Annotated in this window: 16 protein-coding genes, 1 rRNA gene and 1 pseudogene; 5 read left to right on the forward strand and 13 right to left on the reverse strand. The window is 73.7% G+C overall.

The window, feature by feature from the left end; all coding sequences use genetic code 11:
- Window positions 1-413: 413 nt before the first annotated feature.
- Together QA802_RS10305 and QA802_RS10310 are read left to right on the forward strand one after the other, a co-directional pair.
- Window positions 414-2,216, forward strand: coding sequence for a glycoside hydrolase family 15 protein (locus QA802_RS10305; RefSeq protein ID WP_334520313.1), 1,803 nt, complete (start codon window positions 414-416; stop codon window positions 2,214-2,216).
- A 110-nt stretch (window positions 2,217-2,326) separates the two neighbouring features.
- Window positions 2,327-3,709, forward strand: a complete 1,383-nt coding sequence (locus tag QA802_RS10310) for an FAD-binding oxidoreductase (protein ID WP_334520316.1) — start codon at window positions 2,327-2,329, stop codon at window positions 3,707-3,709.
- Here the strand turns inward: QA802_RS10310 and QA802_RS10315 are convergent.
- On the reverse strand, window positions 3,696-4,655 hold the full coding sequence (locus tag QA802_RS10315) for an LLM class F420-dependent oxidoreductase (protein WP_334520319.1): 960 nt from the start codon (window positions 4,653-4,655) through the stop codon (window positions 3,696-3,698). The genes QA802_RS10310 and QA802_RS10315 overlap by 14 nt on opposite strands.
- 135 nt (window positions 4,656-4,790) lie before the next feature.
- On the opposite strand from QA802_RS10315, the gene QA802_RS10320 reads away from it, so the two are divergent.
- Window positions 4,791-6,434: a PucR family transcriptional regulator gene (locus tag QA802_RS10320; protein WP_334520321.1), complete on the forward strand. Its 1,644-nt coding sequence runs from the start codon at window positions 4,791-4,793 to the stop codon at window positions 6,432-6,434.
- Between the two features lie 68 nt (window positions 6,435-6,502).
- On the opposite strand, the gene QA802_RS10325 is transcribed toward QA802_RS10320, so the two are convergent.
- The 5 genes from QA802_RS10325 to QA802_RS10345 form a co-directional block, all read right to left on the reverse strand.
- Window positions 6,503-7,630 (reverse strand): glycosyltransferase family 4 protein, encoded by a 1,128-nt coding sequence (locus QA802_RS10325; protein WP_334520324.1) that lies wholly within the window; start codon window positions 7,628-7,630, stop codon window positions 6,503-6,505.
- A 341-nt stretch (window positions 7,631-7,971) separates the two neighbouring features.
- Entirely contained in the window at window positions 7,972-9,714 is a 1,743-nt protein-coding gene (gene recN, locus QA802_RS10330) for a DNA repair protein RecN (RefSeq protein WP_334520327.1), read from the reverse strand.
- 211 nt (window positions 9,715-9,925) lie between these two features.
- The gene (locus QA802_RS10335) at window positions 9,926-10,831 is read right to left on the reverse strand and encodes an NAD kinase (RefSeq protein WP_319166372.1); all 906 of its coding nucleotides are present in this window, start codon (window positions 10,829-10,831) and stop codon (window positions 9,926-9,928) included.
- Window positions 10,828-11,643: a TlyA family RNA methyltransferase gene (locus QA802_RS10340; RefSeq protein WP_334520331.1), complete on the reverse strand. Its 816-nt coding sequence runs from the start codon at window positions 11,641-11,643 to the stop codon at window positions 10,828-10,830. Before QA802_RS10340 ends, QA802_RS10335 begins: the two co-directional genes overlap by 4 nt.
- A 57-nt stretch (window positions 11,644-11,700) precedes the next feature.
- Window positions 11,701-12,054: a hypothetical protein gene (locus QA802_RS10345; protein ID WP_334520334.1), complete on the reverse strand. Its 354-nt coding sequence runs from the start codon at window positions 12,052-12,054 to the stop codon at window positions 11,701-11,703.
- Between the two features lie 42 nt (window positions 12,055-12,096).
- Here QA802_RS10345 and QA802_RS10350 point away from each other — a divergent pair, with 42 nt between their 5' ends.
- On the forward strand, window positions 12,097-12,444 hold the full coding sequence (locus QA802_RS10350) for an SCP2 sterol-binding domain-containing protein (RefSeq protein ID WP_319166375.1): 348 nt from the start codon (window positions 12,097-12,099) through the stop codon (window positions 12,442-12,444).
- On the opposite strand, the gene QA802_RS10355 is transcribed toward QA802_RS10350, so the two are convergent.
- Genes QA802_RS10355 through QA802_RS10370 form a run of 4 tightly spaced genes read right to left on the reverse strand, consistent with a single transcriptional unit; the run spans window position 12,428 to window position 16,527 of the window.
- On the reverse strand, window positions 12,428-13,270 hold the full coding sequence (locus QA802_RS10355) for an ABC transporter ATP-binding protein (RefSeq protein ID WP_334520338.1): 843 nt from the start codon (window positions 13,268-13,270) through the stop codon (window positions 12,428-12,430). The genes QA802_RS10350 and QA802_RS10355 overlap by 17 nt on opposite strands.
- A gap of 46 nt (window positions 13,271-13,316) precedes the next feature.
- Window positions 13,317-14,357 carry a FecCD family ABC transporter permease gene (locus tag QA802_RS10360; RefSeq protein WP_334534467.1) on the reverse strand — a complete coding sequence of 347 codons (1,041 nt, stop codon included), beginning with the start codon at window positions 14,355-14,357 and terminating at the stop codon, window positions 13,317-13,319.
- 50 nt (window positions 14,358-14,407) lie between these two features.
- The gene (locus QA802_RS10365; RefSeq protein WP_334520341.1) at window positions 14,408-15,454 is read right to left on the reverse strand and encodes a FecCD family ABC transporter permease; all 1,047 of its coding nucleotides are present in this window, start codon (window positions 15,452-15,454) and stop codon (window positions 14,408-14,410) included.
- A gap of 44 nt (window positions 15,455-15,498) precedes the next feature.
- The gene (locus QA802_RS10370; RefSeq protein WP_334520344.1) at window positions 15,499-16,527 is read right to left on the reverse strand and encodes an HAD hydrolase-like protein; all 1,029 of its coding nucleotides are present in this window, start codon (window positions 16,525-16,527) and stop codon (window positions 15,499-15,501) included.
- A gap of 83 nt (window positions 16,528-16,610) precedes the next feature.
- Between QA802_RS10370 and QA802_RS10375 the strand changes: the two genes are divergently transcribed.
- A complete protein-coding gene (locus QA802_RS10375; protein WP_334520347.1) occupies window positions 16,611-17,897 on the forward strand; it encodes a DUF1015 family protein in 1,287 nt (428 codons plus the stop codon).
- Window positions 17,898-17,981: 84 nt separating this feature from the next.
- On the opposite strand, the gene QA802_RS10380 is transcribed toward QA802_RS10375, so the two are convergent.
- The 3 genes and pseudogenes from QA802_RS10380 to rrf all read right to left on the reverse strand — a co-directional run bounded on the left by QA802_RS10380 (window position 17,982) and on the right by rrf (window position 20,271).
- On the reverse strand, window positions 17,982-18,779 hold the full coding sequence (locus QA802_RS10380) for a hypothetical protein (RefSeq protein ID WP_334534470.1): 798 nt from the start codon (window positions 18,777-18,779) through the stop codon (window positions 17,982-17,984).
- Between the two features lie 15 nt (window positions 18,780-18,794).
- Window positions 18,795-19,433 (reverse strand): annotated as a pseudogene (locus tag QA802_RS41500) (hypothetical protein); the annotation flags it as partial.
- 721 nt (window positions 19,434-20,154) lie between these two features.
- Window positions 20,155-20,271 (reverse strand): 5S ribosomal RNA (gene rrf / locus QA802_RS10390).
- Between the last annotated feature and the right edge of the window lie 39 nt (window positions 20,272-20,310).

Genomic DNA, 20,310 nt, shown 5'->3' on the forward strand with positions numbered 1-20,310 from the left:
ACCACCGGTCCACGGGCTACCAGGGTATCAGCGCCGCGGAGGAGCGGCCCCCGGCCACGCTCCGCGCACGGGCCGACACGGACCGCCCCGCGCGCACCGGTTCCTCACCCGTTGCTCACCCGTTCGGCCCACCCGCGTTGCCGGGAGCGGCACGCAGATCATCTACGTGCGTCGTATCCTGCTCGGACACTCGCTGCCGAGCCCGGCCGGCAAGACGGCACACCCCAGCCCGTATCCCACCGGAACAACGAGAGCTCGTCAGTTCGTTGAGCAATAATCGGCGTTTTGCCCCCAGGGCTGAGCGGCTGCTTTGCTTCAGCACTCAACGACGCATTACCAACGACCCCTTGACCGCACTAGCGACAGCCCCCATTTCGCCTGGGGGCGACGTGGCCGTTCGACTGGAGTTGCACGTGGCCGGGCGCATCGAAGACTACGCACTCATCGGAGACATGCAGACCGCCGCACTGGTCTGCCGGGACGGCACAGTCGACTGGCTGTGCCTGCCCCGCTTCGACTCGCACGCGATCTTCGCAGGTCTGCTCGGCACCGAGGAGCACGGCTTCTGGCGCCTCGGCCCCGCGCACGCCTCCGACGCGCCCCCGCCACGCGCGGCCCGGCGCACCTACCGGGGCGACTCGCTCATCCTGGAGTCGGAGTGGGACACCCCGCGCGGCACGGTCCGGGTGACCGACTTCATGCCCCCTCGCGACGGCGCCCCCCAGCTGATCCGGATCGTCGAGGGCGTCTCCGGCCGCGTCCCGATGCGCTCCGCGCTGCGCATGCGGTTCTCCTACGGGCGGGTCGTGCCGTGGGTGCACAAGCACGAGGGCCGCACGGTGGCCGTCGCGGGCCCCGACTCGGTGTGGTTCGACACCGACTGCGAGACCTACGGCAAGGCGCTGACGACGTACGCCGACTTCACGGTCGCGCCGGGCGACCGGATCGCGTTCACGATCTCCTGGGAGCCCTCGCACAAGCAGCCGCCGCCGCTCCCCGAGCCCGAGCAGTCGCTCCAGGCGACCGAGGACTTCTGGCGCGAGTGGGTCGAGCACTGCACGTACCACGGCCCCTATCGGGAGGCCGTGATCCGCTCGCTGATCACGCTCAAGGCGCTGACGTACGGGCCGACCGGCGGCATCGTCGCCGCGCCCACCACCTCCCTGCCCGAGGACATCGGCGGCGTCCGCAACTGGGACTACCGCTACACCTGGCTGCGCGACGCGGCCATCACGCTGTCCTCGCTGCTGCGCACCGGCTACCGCGAGGAGGCCCGCGCCTGGCGCGAGTGGCTGCTGCGCGCGGTCGCCGGCGACCCCGAGAACCTGCAGATCATGTACGGCATCGCGGGCGAGCGCGAGCTGGGCGAGGCCGAGCTGGACTGGCTGCCGGGCTACGAGAACTCCGCCCCGGTCCGGGTCGGCAACGGCGCCGCGCACCAGCTCCAGCTGGACGTGTACGGCGAAGTCACCGAGGCCCTGCACCTGGGTCACATGACGGGCCTGGCCCGCAACGACTACGCGTCCCTGCTCCAGCTGAAGCTGATCCGCTACCTCGAGCAGCACTGGGACGAGCCGGACGAGGGCATCTGGGAGGTGCGCGGCCCGCGCCGCCACTTCGTGCACTCCAAGGTCATGGCCTGGGTCGCCGTCGACCGGACGATCAAGCTGATCGAGTCCGGCGACGCCGACGGTCCGCTGGAGAAGTGGCGCGAACTGCGCGACGACATCCACCGGGACGTCTGCGAGAAGGGCTACGACAAGGAACGCAACACCTTCACCCAGTCCTACGGCTCCCGGGAGCTGGACGCGTCGTTGCTGCTCATCCCGCAGATGGGCTTCCTGCCGCCGGACGACAAGCGGGTCATCGGCACCATCGAGGCGATCCAGCGCGAGCTGTCCACTCCCGACGGCTTCATCCTGCGCTACCCGACCTCGGGCGGCGACGAGGGCGTCGACGGCCTGCCCGGTGACGAGGGCGCCTTCCTGGCCTGCTCGTTCTGGATGGCCGACGACCTCGCGATGATCGGCCGCGTCGACGAGGCCCGCAAGCTGTTCGAGAAGCTGCTCTCGCTGCGCAACGACCTCGGTCTGCTCGCCGAGGAGTGGGACCCGCGCCTGCAGCGCCAGGTGGGCAACTTCCCGCAGGCCTTCAGTCACGTGCCGCTGATCGACACCGCGCTGCGGCTGACGGCGTCGGGGGCGTACGGCGGCTGAACCCTCCGGTTCGATCGACTGGGGGCGCGGTCCGGCGGCTGAACAGGACCGCCGGACCACGCCCGCCTACGCTGGAAGTCATCTGCCCCTGCACGGAAGGGGGCGCCCCCATGGCCTCCCCATCGAAGGCGGGCACGGCTCTCGCCGCGCTCCGCGAGGATCTGGTCGGCGACGTGTTCGCCCCGCACGACCCGGGCTACGACGACGCCCGGACCGTCTTCAACGCGATGATCGACCGGCGCCCGGCGGTGATCGCCCAGTGCGTCGACGAGGACGACATCGTCCGGACCGTGCGCTTCGCCCGCGACCTGGATCTGCCGGTCGCGGTGCGCGGCGGCGGGCACAGCGTCGCCGGCATGGCCCTGGGCGACGGCGCCGTGGTGGTGGACCTGCGGCATCTGCGCGCCGTCGTCGTCGATCCCGCCGCCCGGACGGTACGCGTCGCGGGCGGGGCCACCATGAGCGACCTGGACCGCGCCTGCGAGCCGCACGGGCTCGCCACGACCGGCGGCCGGGCCTCCACCACCGGCGTCGGCGGCTTCGTCCTCGGCGGCGGCACGGGCTGGCTGGACCGGTGCCACGGGCTGGCCGTGGACAACCTGCTGAGCGTCGAACTGGTGACCGCCGAGGGCCGGCGGGTCCGGGTGAGCGCCGACGAGCACCCCGACCTCTTCTGGGCCCTGCACGGCGGCGGAGGCAACTTCGGCGTGGCCGCCTCGCTCACCCTGAGGCTGCACGAGCTGCCCGAGTTCTCCATCGCGCTGTTGCTGTACCGGCCCGAGTTCGGCCCCGAGGCCACCCGCACCTACCGGGACGTGATCGCCGCGGGCCCCGACGAGGCGAGCGGCGCGGTGATGTATCTCACCGGCCCGCCCGAGGAGTTCGTCCCACCGCACCTGGTCGGCTCACTGCTGTGCGGGGTGCTGCTGACGTACGCCGGCGCGGAGGAGGACCTGCGCAAGCTGGCCCAGCCGCTGCTGGCGCTGCCGCACGAGTCGGAGGTCGTCGGGGCGACGCCCTACGCCGACGTCCAGTGCATGATCGACGATCCGCCCGGCATGCGGAACTACTGGTCCGCGGAGTACCTGACGGGCGCGCCGGACGACTTCGTGGACGTCTACTGCGGTCTCGGGGAGTCGCTTCCGGTGCCGACGGGCACCCTGCACGCCCTGTTCCCGCAGGGCGGCGCGATCGCCGCCGGCCCGCACGAGTACCCGGTGCCCTACCGTGACGCGCCCTGGGGCGTGCACCCCTTCGGACTCTGGGAGGACCCGGCGGACGACGCCCGGTGCGAGCGGTGGGTCCGGGACGTGCGGGCCGGGGCGCAGCCGTGGAGCACGGGCGCGGTCTACCTGAACTTCATCGGCGACGAGGGCGCCGACCGGGTCGTGGCCGGGGTCGGCGCCGACAACGCCCGCCGCCTCGCGGACGTGAAGCGGCGCTACGACCCGGACAACGTGTTCCGCTTCAACCACAACATCAGGCCGGCCTGAGCGCCGTCAGGGTCCGCTCCCCCGCCGGGTCGCCGTCGGTGGCCGGCACGAGCGCGATCTCGTCGAGGCCCGCCCGCGCGTAGTCGTCGATCCGGGCGCGGACCGCGTCCAGGTCGCCGACCAGGCCGACGGTGGCCGCGGCGGCCGCCGGCAGGGCACGGGCCAGGGCGGCTCGGTCGGCGCCGGCCGCCGCGAGCCGCACGGCCTCTCCGAAACCGGCCTCGGCGAACACCTCGCGGTACCCGGGCACGGTGAGATAGCCGGCGATACTGCCCAGGACCTGGGCGAGCGACTCGGGTTTCGGGTCGACGGCCGCGGGCAGCCAGGCGGCGAGGGCGGGCCGCGGGCGACCCGCCCGCCCGGCCGCCGCGTCCAGCTTGCCCCGCAGCTCGCGCACCTGCCCGGGCGAGACGACGTCCAGCAGCATCCGGTCGGCGTGCGCGGCGGCCGTGCCGATCGCGCGGTCGCCGAACGCGGCCACGGTGAGCGGCCCGCCGGGCGGCGGAAGCCGCCGCCGGAACGGGCTGCCGACCACCACCGGCTCACCGGGCTCGGCGTGCAGCAGGGCCCGGACGGTCTCGGCCGTCTCCTCGAGCACGGCGGCGGGACGCGTCCGGGGCAGCCCGTGCACACCTTCGACCACCCGCCTGCTTGAGGTGCCCAGCGCCACGCCGACCGGCCGGCCGCCGGTGACGGCGGCGACGGACGCGGCGCCCCGGGCGAGGGTGTACGGGTCGCGCACGGACACCGGCACCGGACCCGCCGTCAGCGCCGCCCGTTCGGTGACCCGGCCGAGGGCGGCGGCCAGCACGAAGGCGTCCCAGGTCGGCCCTTCGCCGGCCCACACCTCCCGGTAGCCGAGCCGGTCGGCGAGCGCCGCCACCCGCAGCGGCTCGTCGGTCGGGCTGTCGTCCTCACGTGCCACGGCGACCACACTGAAATCCATGGCCCGCCGCTACCCGGTCCCGGGCCGTCCAACCGGCCCGCTCACCCCGGGGGCCGTCCCACCGGCACCGCTCACCCCGTCCGCTGCGGGGCCCGCGGATGTTGCCGGGGCATCCGCGCAGGTAGCGTCCGCTGCATGGACAGCCGCACGGACCACAGCTTCGACAGCCGCAGTGCCGGCGTCACCGTGCGGCGCGCGCTGGATCTGCCCGGCCTGCGCGCCGGGCTCCCCGAGATCGTCGCGGGCGCGGACCGGCTGGACCGCACGGTGCGCTGGGTGCACGCCGGCGAGGTCCCGCACATCGCCTCCCTGCTCAAGGGCGGCGAGCTGCTGCTGACCACCGGCTACAGCCTCGGCACCCGCCCGGCCGAGCAGCGGGCGTTCGTGCGCACCCTGGCCGAGCGTGGCATCGCGGCCCTGGTGATCGAGCTGGGCCCGCGCTTCACCCGGCTGCCGTCGGCCCTGGTGGAGACCGCACGGGCCACCGGCCTCCCCCTCGTCCAGCTGCATCGGGAGGTGGCGTTCGTGACGGTCACGGAGGAGATCCACACCGAGATCGTCAACGGCCATCACGCGCTGCTCCAACGTGCCGAGGAAGTGCACCGGCGCTGTACGCAGGCCCTGCTCGGCGGCGGCGGGATCCCTCAGGTGCTGGGCGTCCTGGCGGACTTCGGCGACAACCCGGTGTTCCTGGAGACGCCCGACGGGCAGCTGCTGTACGCGGCCGGCGAGGGGCCGCAGGGAGCGGATCCGCTCCAGGTGTGGGAGGGGTTGCGCGGCCCGCACAAGGACGCGCCGCCGCCCGCGGGCTCGGTACTCGTGGACGTGCCCGGGGGCGGGCCGGGGGCGGGTTCGGTACGCGCCCGGCTCGTGCTGCTGCCCGTGCGCGCCCCTCTCGCACCGGTGCACCGGATCGCCGCCGACCGGGCGGCCGGGATCCTGGCCGTGGTGCTGATGCAGGCCCGCCAGGAGGAGGAGCTCGCCGCGCGCGGCCGGGGCGACTTCCTGACCGACCTCGCCGAGGGCCGCGTCGCCGCTCAGGACGCTCCGGCGCAGGCGCGCGTCCTCGGGTTCCGGCCGGGCGCCGGCCCGCTGCTCCCGGTCGTCATGCGGCTGGGCGACGGGATCTCGCCGGGCGCGGGCTGGGCGGTGCTGGCCCGGGCGGTCGCCGAGGAGCTGGCGTCGGTGGGCGTGCCGGTGCTGCTGGGCGTGCGGCCGGTGGAGGGGCGGGTGCCGGTGCTGGTGGGCCTGCGCGCGGAGCGGGAGCGGCCGACGGTGGCGGACCGGGTCGCTGCGGCGCTGCGGGCGGGCGTGGAACGGGCCGGGATGCAGCGGCCGGGTGCGCAGCCGCCCGTGGTCGTCGTCGGGGTGGCGGGCGACTGGGCCGCCGCGTCGGCGGGACTGCGGCACGCGGCCGAGACGGCGACGGCCGCGCAGGGTCTGCCGGACCGGCCCTGGTACGACGCCCGCCGCCTGGACATCGACCTGCTGCTGTGGCGGCTGCGCGGCCACCCGGACCTCGCGGCCTTCGTCGACCGCGCGATCGGCCCGGTCCGCGACCACGACCGCCGTTCCAAGCCTTCGCTGCTGCCGACCCTGGAGACCTACCTGGCCCATGCCGGACGCAAGGCGGAGACGGCCCGCGAGCTGCATCTGAACCGCCAGACGCTCTACAACCGCCTCGCCCGCATCGGCGAGCTGCTCGGCACCGATCTGGACGACCCGCAGACGGTCCTGGCGTTGAGCCTGGCCCTTCGGGCGCGCAGACACCTGCCCTGACAGCCCGCGGGTGACGGTGACGGGTTACCGGTGACCGGTGGCCGGTGGCCGGTGACGGGTGGTCCGTGTCAGATCATGGGCCGGGGCTGCGTCAACTCGTCGTAGACGCTGAGGACCTGGGCGACCGTCTCGTCCTCGGTGGGCCAGGTGGCGGTCTGCCGGGTGCCGAGGTCCCGCAGCCGCTCGCACCGGCCGGGATCGTCGAGCAGGCGTACGACGGCGGCGGAGAAGGCGTCGGCGTCGCCGGCGGGCACCAGTTCGGCCGCGTCTCCGACGAGTTCGCGGACCCCGCCGGCCAGCGCCGCGACGAGCGGCACGCGCGCGTGGAGGGCCTCCTGCGCCAGGACCGACCGTGACTCCCCGCCGCCGGGCAGGAGCGCGAGGTCGGCGGCGGCGAGCAGCTCGCTCACGTCCTCCCGCCGGCCGAGCAGGCGGACCGGCAGTTCCTCGTCCTCGATGCGGCGCTGGAGCTCCGCCCACTGCGGTCCCTCGCCCGCGATCACGACGAGGGGCGCGCACTCGAGCCGGCGCCACGCGCGGGCGGCGTCCAGCAGGTGGCCGTAGCCGCGGTGACGGTCCAGGGAGCCGACCGCCATGAGCAACGGGCGGCCGACGGCGCCCAGTTCGGCTCTCAGCTTGGCGGCCGACCGCTCGGCGTCCTCGTCGCCCTCGTCCCGGCGGGGGGCGGGCAGCGCCACCGCGGCGAGCCGCGCGTCACGGGCTCCCGTGCGCCGGGCCCGGTCGACGAGGTCGGCGGTGGTGCCGAGGACGACGGCGGCCGTCCGCGCGACCCGGCGCTCCAGCAGCCGCAGCAGATGGGCGCGGGCGCCCTCGGCGTGCGCGCGGTTGTGCCAGGTGACGACGAGCGGGGTGGCGCGGCCGCTGAGTGCGAGGACGGCGCGGAAGGAGGCGTGCAGTCCGTGCGCGTGGACGAGGTCGGCGCCCGTGCAGGCCGCGCGGAGCGCCGCCACGGACCCGGGGTCGCTGCTGCGCGGCACGTGCACGTGTTCGGCGCCGGCGCCGCTGAAGCCGTAGGCGTGATCGGCTTCGACGGGGGCGCACACCGTCACCCGCACGCCCCTGGCGACGAGCCCCGCCGCCAGGGAGCACACGTGTGCGCTGCTGCCGGCGTTGCCTCCGCCGAGCACCTGGACGGTGCGCAGCGACGAGTGGCCGTGCGGTGAGGGGCTGCTCACGTGGCCGGGGCTCCTGGTTCGGCGTCGGACGGTCACGGGGAAAGGGACGGAGAGACCGCGGGCGGAGGGGTGGACCGCTGACGTTCCTCCACGTACTACGCCCAAGGATGCCAGCACGCACCGATGTTCCGTGCCCCGGAGCCGCACGGCGAGGGGCCGCATACCCCCCTCTGTCACCCACACGAGTGAAGAGAGCCGCACCTTTGTTCGCATCGACGCATCGACCGCCGACTCGGGCGGCGACCGGATGCCACCCCGCCGTCCTCCGGCAGCCGGCCACGCCCCCGCCGGGATCCTACGACCCGCCGGGACGACCACACCCCGCCGCCACCCGTCCGCCGCTACCGGTCCCCCCGGGCCGTGGCGAGGAGTTCCTCCGCGTGCGCGCGGGCCGTCTCGGAGTCCTCCTGGCCGGCGAGCATCCGCGACAGCTCACGGATGCGCTCCTCGCCCTCCAGGACCTTCACCCCGGACCGGGTCACCGAGCCGTCGTCGGTCTTCTCCACCAGCAACTGCCGGTCGGCGAACGCCGCGACCTGCGGCAGGTGGGTGACGACCACGACCTGAGCCGTCTTCGCGAGCCGCGCCAGCCGCCGGCCGATCTCCACGGCCGCCTTGCCGCCGACGCCGGCGTCGACCTCGTCGAAGAGGTACGTGGGGACCGGGTCCGTGCCCGCGAACACGACCTCGACGGCCAGCATCACGCGTGACAGCTCACCGCCGGACGCGCCCTTGGCGATGGGCCGCGGCGGCGCGCCGGGGTGCGGGGCGAGCAGCAGTTCGACCTCGTCCACGCCGGCCGGCCCGTAGGCGACCGGACGTCCGCCGACCTCGACGCCCTCCGGGTCCTCGGTCTGCCGGATCTCGAAGGACACGCGCGCGTGCGGCATCGCCAGCGACGCCAGCTCGGCGGTCACCGCGGCGGCGAACTGCCCGGCGGCCTGTGTGCGCGCGTCCGTCAGCGCCTGTGCCAGACCGCCCAGTTCGGCCCGCAGGGCGTCCCGCTCGGCGGTCAGCTCGTCGATCCGTTCGTCGTCGCCGTCCAGTTCGCCGAGCCGGGAGGCGCTCTGCTCGGCCCAGGCGAGGACGGAGTTCACGTCCTGGCCGTACTTGCGGGTGAGCGCGGTGAGCGCGGCCCGCCGCTCCTCCACGGCCGACAGCCGCAGCGGATCGGCGTCGAGGTCTTCGGCGTACCCGGCCAGTTCCCCGGCCACGTCGCCCAGCAGGATCCCGATCTCGCCGATCCGGTCGGCGAGCGCCGCCAGCACCGGATCGTGCGACCTGACGGCCTCCAGGGCCCGCTGTGCGCCCGCGACGAGCGTCGCCGCGTCGATGCCCTCGGGGTCCTCGGGGTTGGCGGCGAGAGCGGCGTGGGCGACCGTGGCGGCCGAGGACAGCGCCTCCGCGTGCCCGAGCCGCTCGGCCTCCTCCGCGAGCTCCACGTCCTCGCCGGCGCGCGGCTCGACGCCGGCGATCTCGTCGAGCCCGAAGCGCAGCATGTCGGCCTCCTGGGCCCGCTCACGCGCGCGCGTGACGATCTCCTCCAGCTCGCCGGCCACCGCCCGCAGCCGCCGGTAGGCCTCCGTGTACTTGGCGAGCGGCACGGTCACCGCGTCGCCCGCGTACCGGTCGAGCGCCTGCCGCTGCCGGGACAGCTTCAGCAGCCCCTGCTGGTCGGTCTGCCCGTGCACGGCCACCAGCTCGTCCGCGAGCTCGGCGAGCACGCCCATGGGCACGCTCCGCCCGCCCACGTGCGCCCGCGACCGCCCTTCAGCGGAAACGGTACGGCTGATCAGCAGCGCCCCGTCGTCGAGCTCGGCCCCGGCCTCCTCGGCCCGGACGACCGCCGATGAGCCGGCGGGCAGGGCGATCCGCCCCTCGACCACCGCCTTCTCCGCGCCGATCCGCACGAGCGCGGGGTCGGCACGCCCGCCCAGCAGCAGCCCGAGGCTGGTGACGACCATGGTCTTGCCCGCGCCCGTCTCGCCCGTGACCGCGGTGAACCCCGGCGACAGCTCGACGACCGCGTCGTCGATGACTCCGAGCGACCGTATCCGCATCTCCTCCAACACGCCCCCGACCATACGAGGTTTTCCCGGCCCTGTGCGACGCGGCCCCCCGCAACGAGAACCCGGCGTTACCTTCCCGGGGCAACCCTCGTTGGCTCTGCACCTTCCCCGCCGACGCGGGGATGATCCGGTCTTCTGCGTCCTGGACGGGTCGCGGACGCGGGGCTCCCCGCAGACGCGGGGACGGCCCGGCGCCCGGGCGGTGTCCCGGGCACCGGGCAGGTGCCTAGGACCGCGCCCCCCGCCACCCCGAGACAGGCAGCGCGAACTTCGCCACCAGCCGGTCGGTGAAGGAGGCGTGGTGCAGCCGTGCCAGCCGCACCGGCACACTGCCCCGCCGCACCTCGACCCGGGCGCCCGGAGGCAGCTCGAAGGTCCGTCGCCCGTCGCACCACAGGACGCCGGGCGGGATGTGCGGCAGCAGTTCCACCGCGAGCACAGAGTTCGGCGAGGTCACGAGCGGCTTCGCGAACAGCGCGTGCGCGCTGATCGGCACCATCAGCAGCGCCTCGACCTCGGGCCACACCACGGGACCGCCCGCCGAGAAGGCGTACGCCGTGGAGCCGGTCGGGGTCGACAGGACGATGCCGTCACAGCCGAACCCGGTGACCGGCCGCCCGTCGATCTCCAGCACGACCTCCAGCAGCTTCTCGGCGCCGGCCTTCTGCACCGCCGCCTCGTTCAGTGCCCAGTCGGTGTGCACGATGTCGCCGTTGCGGTGCACGATGACGTCGACGGTCATCCGCTCCTCGACCTCGTACGCCTTCGTCACCACCCGGTCGACGACCTTGTCCAGGTCGTCGCGCTCGGCCTCCGCGAGGAAGCCGACGGAGCCGAGGTTGACGCCGAGCATCGGCACCCCGGAGGCCCGTGCGAACTCCGCGCCGCGCAGCAGCGTGCCGTCGCCGCCCAGCACGATCAGCAGCTCGCAGCCCTCGAGACACTGCGGGGTGGCCTCGGAGACCAGCTCCACCTCGTCCGGCAGCGGCAGGTCGGCGGCCTCGTACTCGAGGACGCGCACCCCGATGCCCTCGCGCAGCAGCCCCTTGACGACCAGTTCGGCACTGCGGATGGCCGCCGGCCGCCCGGTGTGGGCGAGCAGGAAAACAGTACGAGCTCGGTTCAGAGTCACCGCGGCCCCTCCGCAACTGCACGGTCGACGTCGGCCGGGTCGAGGACAGGGGCCCCGGCCCGAAGCCACAGAAAATACTCCACATTGCCCGACGGCCCGGGCAGCGGACTGGCGGTGACACCCCGCACCCCGAGCCCCAGGTCCCACGCCTTGTCGGCCACTCCCCGCACGGCTTCCGCCCGCAGCTGAGGACTGCGCACGACGCCCCCGCTGCCGAGCCGTTCCTTCCCCACCTCGAACTGCGGCTTGACCATCATCACCAGGTCCGCGTCCGGCCTGGTGCACCGGGCCAGAGCGGGCAGCACCAGCCCCAGCGGGATGAAGGACAAGTCCCCCACGACAAGATCCACAGGCTCCCCATCGATCGCTTCAAGCGTCAACTCGCGTACGTTCGTACGGTCCTTGACGGTGACGCGTTCATCGCTCTGCAGAGACCACGCGAGTTGTCCGTATCCGACGTCGACGGCGACCACGTGCGCCGCGCCGGCCCGCAGCAGCACGTCCGTGAACCCGCCGGTCGAGGCTCCGGCATCCAGCGCCCGACGCCCCTTCACCACCAGCCCGAGGGGCACGAAGGCCTCCAGCGCGCCGGCCAGCTTGTGGCCGCCCCGGGACACGTAGTCTGGGTCGTCGGCGTCGACGGAGACGACGATCGCGGCCGCCGTCTCCACCTGCGTGGCCGACTTGGTCGCGACGGTCTTGCCGACGGTGACCCGCCCGGCGGCGATCAGCTGTCCGGCGTGCTCACGCGAACGCGCGAGCTTGCGGCGGACCAGCTCCGCGTCCAGACGGCGACGTGCGACTCCTGCCACGTTCGGTTCAGCTCCTGTGTTGTCCGTACGGCGGTTCAGGGGGAAGACCGGAGGGTCTCATCCAGGGGTGGCGGTCGGACGGCCGACGGGACCCTGGGGCCCCGGGCGGGCGTCGAGCGCGGTGAGCGCGTCGCGCAGCCCCCGGTGTACATCCTCGTACACCTCGAGGTGTCCGTCGGTGGCGAGGTGGTCGGCGTCGGCCAGCCGTTCCAGGTGCGCGTCCGCCTCCGCGTGGCCGGTGGGGGTGCGCGGCACGCCCAGCGGGGCGGGGGCGGCCGGGTCGTGCTCCGGCTCGGGCTCCCGCTCCTCGGCCACGGCCTGTGCCTGCGGCTGAGCCCCCGTCCGCGTCCCCTCCTGCGTCCCCGTCCCCGTCCCCGTCTCCGTCTCCGTCTGCGGCGCTGTGTCGCTCATGCCCAGACGCTACCCCGAACGCCTGAGGTACCGTCGGTCGCCATGGCCACGATCGAGGAGTGCCGCGCCGCACTCGAGAAGCTCTCGGACAACATGAGCCGCGCCGAAGGGGACGTCCGGACCGCCGCGGCCCTGGACCGTTCGGTGAGCTGCCGCATCACCGACCTGGACGTCACGTTCGTCGGCCGGATGACGGGCGGCCGGATCACGGTCCACGACACCCTGCAAGGCCCCCCTCGCGAGAAGGCCGAGATCCGGCTGACCATGACCGGCGACGACCTGGTCGCGCTGGTCGCCGGCGAGCTGAACTTCGCCAAGGCGTGGGGCTCCGGGCGGGTCAAGCTCGAGGCGGGCCTGCGCGACCTGTTCCAGCTCAGGAAGCTTCTGTAGCGACCGGCGCGGCCCCGGCGACCGCCCGCCCGGCCCGCGCACGCCCCTTCCGGGCTGCCGGCACCACCAGCGGCGTCCCCGTCTCGGGATCGTCGACGACCTGGCAGCGCAACCCGAACACCTCCGCCACCAGGTCGGCCGTGACGACGTCGGACGGCGTGCCCTGCGCGACGACCGCACCGCCCTTCAGCGCGATCAGATGGGTGGCGTACCGGGCCGCGTGGTTGAGGTCGTGCAGTACGGCCACGAGCGTGCGCCCGTGCTCCTCGTGCAGCTCGGCGCACAGGTCGAGGACGTCGATCTGGTGCTGGATGTCGAGAAACGTGGTCGGCTCGTCGAGCAGCAGCAGCGGGGTCTGCTGGGCGAGGGCCATCGCGATCCACACCCGCTGGCGCTGGCCGCCGGACAGCTCGTCGACATAGCGGTCGGCGAGCTCGCCGACCCCGGTCCGCGCCATGGACTCGCGCACGACCCGCTCGTCCTCGGCCGACCACTGGCGCAGGATCCCCTGGTGCGGGTAGCGGCCCCGCCCGACGAGGTCGGCGACGGTGATCCCGTCGGGTGCGACGGACGACTGCGGCAGCAGCCCCAGCGTCCGCGCGACCTTCTTCGCCGGCATCGACTGGATGACCTGCCCGTCGAGCAGCACCCGCCCCTGCTGCGGCTTCAGCATCCGCGACAGCGCCCGCAGCAGCGTCGACTTGCCGCAGGCGTTGGGGCCGACGATCACCGTGAAGGAGTGGTCCGGGATCTCCACCGACAACTCTTCGGCGATGACCCGCTGGTCGTAGGCGAGTGTCACGTTCTCGGCGGACAGGCGGTTCACGGTGCTCCTTCGGTTGTTCGGCCCACGGCCTTCCGCGGCGGGGCGCTCATATCCGGCCCGCCCTGCGCTCGGTGACGAGCAGCCACAGCAGGTACACCCCGCCCAGCACACCGGTGACCACGCCCACTGGCAGCTGTCCGTCGCCGAAGAGCCGCTGCGCGGCCAGGTCGGCGGTGACCAGCAGGGCGGCGCCCATGCACAGGGACGGCACGAGGTTCGGCCCGGGCGAGCGCGTCAGGCGCCGGGCGAGCTGCGGGGCGGTGAGCGCCACGAAGCTGACGGGGCCCGCGGCCGCGGTGGCGGACGCGGTCAGCAGCACGGCCGCGACCATCACCACCAGCCGCACCCGCTCCACCCGCACCCCCAGCGCGTGGGACACGTCGTCGCCCATCTCCGTCATCCGCAGCCCGCGCGCGTGAGCGAGCACGAGCGGCACGAGCACGCAGGTCAGCGTGAGCAGCGGCCACACCTGCTTCCAGTCACGGCCGTCGAGGGTCCCGGTCATCCACACGAGGGCGCGCGCCGCGTCGACGAAGTCGGCCTTCGTCATCAGATAGCCGTTGACCGCCGTCGCCACGGCCGAGACACCGATGCCGACGAGCACCAGCCGGTACCCGTGCACCCCCCGCCGCCACGCCAGCAGATAGATGAGGGCCCCGGTCACCAGGCCGCCGGCCAGCGCGCCGACGGTCACCTGGGTGGCACTCCCGGAGAACAGCACGATCATCACCAGCGCGCCGGCCGTCGCCCCCTGCCCGAGACCCAGCACATCCGGGCTGCCCAGCGGATTACGCGAGACGGCCTGGAACAGCGCTCCGCCGAGCCCGAGCGAGGCGCCGACGAGCAGCCCCACGAGGACCCGCGGCAACCGCAGTTCGTTGACGACGAACTGCTGCCCGGCGTCGCCACCGCCGAACAGCGTCCGGACGACGTCACCCGACGAGATGGGGAAGTCCCCGGTGCCGATCAGCACCACGCTCGCGGCGAGCGCGGCCACCACCAGCAGCACGACGACGGTGAGCGCCCGCACGTCCAGCCGGACGGACAACCCGCCCGGTCCGCGCAGCGCACGGGGGCCGTGAGAGATCTGCGGCGTCGTCTGCCGAGTCGTCTGCGGCGCTGTCTTCTGCGCGGTCCTCACAGCTGGGCCGTCCTCCGCCGTCGTACGAGAAAGATGAAGACCGGGCCGCCGATGATCGCGGTGACGATGCCGACCTGGACCTCCGACGGGCGGGCCACGACCCGGCCGACGACGTCCGAGCCGAGCAGCAGCACCGGCGACAGAACGGCCGCGTACGGCATGATCCAGCGCAGGTCGGGGCCCGTGAACGAGCGGACGACGTGCGGGACCATCAGACCGACGAACACGATCGGCCCGCAGGCTGCGGTCGCGGCGCCGCTCAGCACGGTCGCGGCGAGCATCGACAGCGCCCGGGTGCGGGTGAGGTCGGCGCCGAGCGCCCTCGCCGTGTCGTCGCCCATGGCCACGGCGTTCAGCGGCCGGGCGAGCACGAACGCGAGCAGCGTGCCCACCACCAGGAAGGGCAGCACCTGCCGGACGGTCCCCTCGGTCGCCGAGGACAGCGAGCCCACCGTCCAGAAACGCATCCGGGCGAGCGCCGCGTCGTCCATGATCATCACGGCCTGGAGGTAGCCGTAGAGAGCGGCGCTGATCGCGGTCCCGGCGAGCGCGAGCCGCACCGGCGTGGCCCCCCGGCTGCCGCCGAGGAACCAGACCAGCGCACCGACCGCCGCCGCGCCGAAGAACGCGAACCACACATAGCCGTTCAGGCTCGTGACGCCGAAGAAGGTGATTCCGGTGACGACGGCCGCCGACGCGCCCGCGTTGATGCCGAGCAGCCCGGGGTCGGCCAGCGGATTGCGCGTCAGCGCCTGCAGCACGGCCCCGGACAGACCGAGCGCGGCCCCCACGAGCAGCCCCAGCACGGTCCGCGACAGCCGTTCGTCCACGACGACGTCCGCGTACGTCCCCGAATCCGCGAACAGCCCGTGCCAGACCTGCGCGACGGACAACTCCTTGGCGCCGACGGCGATGCTCGCCACCGCCACCAGCAGGAGAAGCACGAGAGCGGCGAGGAGCCCCACGGCGCGCAACGCCGCCCGTCGGCTCGGCGGCGCGGCGGCGGTCTCCGCGCGCAGTTCGGGAACACTGTCGACCAACACCCGGTTAGGTTAGCCTAGCCTCTCCTCCCGGTCGGAGGCCGGTGTCACAACCCCAGCCGCGCCAGCGCCTTCCCCGCGTCCAGCGCGCACACCCCGTCGCCCGCAGCAGCCCAGGCCGCCGCGCACAACGCCCGCAGTCCGTCCAGGCTTTCGCCCTCTCCCGACAGCTCCAGCCTCTCGACGCCGACCCTCGCCGTCCAGCCGCCGCAGCAAAAGCCCTCGCCGTCCGCGGTGACCTCCGGCTGCCCGGTGAGCATCCCGCGCAGGTCGGCGTCGACATACGTCGGCCGGTGCTGCGGCGGCGCCGCGAGCAGCTGCGCGCCGTCGGTGACGCCGGTGAGGACGAGCAACGAGTCGACCTCGCCGTTGAACGCCCCCTCGATGTCCGTGTCGAGCCGGTCCCCGACGACCAACGGCCGCTCGGCGCCCGTCCGCAGGATCGTCTCCCGGTGCATCGGGGGCAACGGCTTCCCGGCCACCTGCGGCTCGGCGCCGGTCGCGATCCGCACGACCTCGACCGCCGCACCGTTGCCCGGCGCGATCCCCCGCCCGCTGGGAATCGTCAGATCCGTGTTGGACGCGAACCACGGCACCCCGCGCGCGACCGCGTACGAAGCCTCCGCGAACCGCCCCCACGCCAGCTCGGGCCCGCCGAACCCCTGCACCACGGCCGCCGGATCGTCGTCCGCCGACTCCACCGGCACGAGCCCGCGTTCCCGCAGCGCGACCCGCAGCCCCTCCCCGCCGATCACCAGCACCCGCGCCCCCGCCGGCACTTGTTCACTGATCAGCCGCGCCACCGCCTGCGCCGAGGTGATGACGTCCTCCGCGCCCGTCGGTATCCCCAGCTCCGTGAGATGTCCGGCCACCGCTTCGGGCGTGCGCAGCGCGTTGTTGGTGACATACGCGAGCCGCATGCCCCCCGCGCGCGCGGTGGCCAACGACTCGACCGCGTGCACGATCGCGTTCCCGCCCGCGTACACCACCCCGTCGAGATCGAGCAGCGCCGTGTCGTACGCCTCGCTCAGGGCCTGCCCACTGGCCTCGGGCCTCGTCCTGACGCTTCGGCTCATTCCGCATCGCTCCTCGTTCGCTCCGCTTTCCCCCGATCATCCCGCATGCCACTGACAGACAACGACAGACGTACGATGCCGGGATGAACTCAGCAGGTCACTCGGAAGCGACGGCGCCCCGAGGCCTGGAACTCACCCCGTTCCGAGGCCTGCGCTACGACCCCGACCGGGTCGGCAGTCTCGCCGCCGTCACCTCCCCGCCGTACGACGTCGTGGTCCGCCCCGACGGCCTGCACCACCTCCAGGACGCGGACCCGTACAACATCGTCCGGCTGATCCTCCCCCAGGCCACCACCCCCGACGTCCGCAACGGACAGGCCGCGGACACCCTTCGGCGCTGGCTGGCGGAGGGCGTCCTGGCTGCGGACCCCGAGCCCGCCCTGTACGTCTACGAACAGCGGCACGCCGACGGCATGCTCCAGCGGGGCCTCATCGGAAACCTGCGTCTCTCGGACCCGTCGGAGGGCACCGTCCTCCCCCATGAGGACGTCATGCCTCACGTCGTCGCGGACCGCGCGGCGCTGATGCGCGCCACGCACGCGAACCTCGAGCCGCTCCTGCTCACCTACCGGGGCGGTGGCGCCGCGACGGAGGCGGTCGACCGCGCGGCCGCCGGTCCCCCGCTGCTGTCCACCACCACGGACGACGGCTATTGCCACCGCCTCTGGGCGATCACCGACCCCGCGGAGACGGCCCGCGTCCAGGCGGACCTCGCCCACCGCCAGGCCCTCATCGCCGACGGCCACCACCGCTGGGCCACCTACCTGCGACTCCGCGCGGAACACTCGTCACCCGGCCCCTGGGACCAGGGTCTGGTCCTTCTGGTCGACACCGCGCGCTACCCGTTGCGCGTCCGCGCCATCCACCGTCTCCTGCACGGCCTGCCGCTCGCCGACGCCCTGTCCGCGCTCGAGGGCCGGTTCCGCGTACGCCGCCTGGCCGTCCCCCTCCCCGACGCCCTGGACGCCCTCGCGGACGCGACCGCCGCCGGCAACGCCTTCCTGCTGACCGGCGGCGACGACGCCTTCCACCTCGTCGACCGCCCGGACCGCGCCCTCCTCGACCGCACGGTCCCGGGCGACCGCCCCGAGGCCTGGCGCAAACTCGACGCGACGGTCCTGCACGCCACGCTTCTCGCGCACGTGTGGCACGTCCCCGAGGACGACCCGGCCCGCATCGCCTACATCCACGACACCGCCGCCACCGTGCGCAAGGCGCGACGCGACGGCGGCACGGCGGTCCTGCTCCACCCCGTCCGCGAGGAGGTCGTCCGCGATCTGGCCCGGCAGGGCGTCATGATGCCCCGCAAGTCCACGTCTTTCGGCCCCAAGCCGGCCTCGGGCCTGGTCCTACGCGCTCTCGACGTCTGAGGAGACGTGCCCTGAACGCGCGAAGGGGCGGAACCCGGTGACCCGGATCCCGCCCCTCGTCGCCGTCACGGACGCGCGTGCACGTCAGTCCTCGTCACGGTCGTCGCCGCGGTCGCCCTTCTCCCCGGCCGCGTCCGCCGCGTCGTCCTCGCCCTCGTTCTCGCTCTCGTTCTCGCTCTCGCTCTCGCTCTCGCTCTCGCTCTCGTCGAGAGCGTCGACGAAGTCCACCCCGTCCAGCTCGGCAAGTCGGTCGGAGGCATCGGTGCTGCCGTCCCGGTCCGCTTCCACGGCCTTGGCGAACCACTCGCGCGCCTCGCCCTCACGCCCGGCGGCGAGCAGCGCGTCGGCATACGCGTACCGCAGCCGCGCGGTCCACGGCTGGACGGCGCCGGAGGCCAGCTCGGGACTCTGCAGCGTCACGATGGCCGCGTCCAGCTGCCCCATGTCACGCCGGGCGCCGGCCGCCACGAGCCGCATCTCCACCTGTCCGGCCTTGTCGAGCTTGTTCACCTCGGGTGCGCCGGCCATGTCCAGCGCCTTCTCCGGCCGCCCGAGCCCACGCTCGCAGTCCGCCATGACGGGCCACAGCTCGGCGCTGCCGGTCATCCGCCGCGCCGCCCGGAACTCGGCGAGCGCCTCGCTGTACTTCTGATTGGCGTACGCGGCGAAGCCGCCCGCCTCCCGAACGGCAGCGACCCGCGACGCCAGCCGCAAGGCGATCTTGGAGTACGCGTAGGCCCGCTCGGGGTCCTCGTCGATCAGCCGCGCGACCATCACCAGGTTCTTCGCGACGTCTTCGGCAAGCGTCTTGGGCAGGCTCAGCAGCTCCTGCCGTACGTCCTTGTCGATCTCCTCGCCGGTGACGTCCTCCGGAATCGGCAGCCGCTTGATCGGCTCCCGGTCCCGGTCCCGGTCGTCACGGAATCGGCTTCCGCCGCCCTGCCGATCGTCCCGGCCGCGGAAGCCGCCACCAGGCCGCCCACCGCGGTCGTCCCGACGGGGACCACCCCGGTCGTCCCGCCCACGGAACCCACCGCGCTCCCCACCACGGTCATCCCGCCGACCGAAACCCCCACGGTCGTCCCGCCGGTCGTCCCGTCGGAACGCGGGACGGTCGCCACGATCGTCACGCCGGTCATCCCGCCGATCACCGCGATCGTCCCGCCGGAAGGCCGGGCGGTCGCCACGATCGTCACGCCGGTCGTCACGGCGGAACGTCGGCCGGTCACCGCCACGGTCGTCCCGACGCGGCGCGGGCCGGTCCCCACGGTCGTCCCGACGGAACGCGGGCCGGTCACCGCCACGCTCGTCCCGACGCGGCGCGGGCCGATCCCCACGGTCGTCCCGACGGAACGCGGGCCGGTCACCGCCACGCTCGTCCCGACGCGGCGCGGGCCGGTCCCCACGGTCGTCCCGACGGAACGCGGGCCGGTCACCGCCACGGTCGTCCCGACGGAACGCCGGACGGTCCCCACGGTCGTCACGCCGCGGACCGCGCTCGCCTTCGCGTCGGTCGTCCCTGCGGTCGTCCCGACGTCCGAAACCACCGCGGTTGTCATCACGACGGAAGCCACCACTGCTGTCGTCCCGACGGCCGCCGAATCCGCCGCCGCGGTTGTCGTCGCGGCGGAAGCCACCACGGTTGTCATCACGCCGCTCGTTGTCGCGGCGGAAACCGCCACGGTCACGATCGCCCTCGCGGGGGTTGTCCCGACGGTCGTCGCGACGGCCGAAGCCGCCGCCGCGGCCACCTCGGTCGTCGTCCCGACGCGGGGCGGGCCGGTCACCGCCACGGTCGTCCCGACGGAACGCCGGACGGTCCCCACGGTCGTCCCGCCGCGGACCGCGCTCGCCTTCGCGTCGGTCGTCCCTGCGGTCGTCCCGACGGTCGTCCCGCCGTCCGAAACCACCGCGGTTGTCACCACGGCGATCGTCACGTCGGTCGTCGTCCCGGCGGAAACCACCGCGCTCACCGCGCTCATCGCGGCCGGCGGAGCTCCGGTCGTCACGCCGGCCGTAACTCCCACGGTCGTTGTCGCGGCGGTCGTTGTCGCGGCGGAAACCGCCACGCTCACCACGGTTGGCTCCGCGGTCGCCGCGGTCCCCACTGTCCCGTCGCCGCTGGTCGCGCTCCGGTCGGTCGTCGGGAGAGTTGGTGGACATCGGTGACTCCTGTCTTCGGTACCGCAAACATTGTAAAAACAAAAGGACCCCTGGTCCCAGCTGAACGCTGGGACCAGGGGTCCTTCCAAAGATTGTTCGGCGGTGTCCTACTCTCCCACAGGGTCCCCCCTGCAGTACCATCGGCGCTGTAAGGCTTAGCTTCCGGGTTCGGAATGTAACCGGGCGTTTCCCTCACGCTATGACCACCGAAACCCTAATGGTTTCGAGCGAACAAGCACACTTTTCACTT

This window comes from Streptomyces sp. B21-105 (assembly GCF_036898465.1).
Lineage (GTDB): Bacteria > Actinomycetota > Actinomycetes > Streptomycetales > Streptomycetaceae > Streptomyces.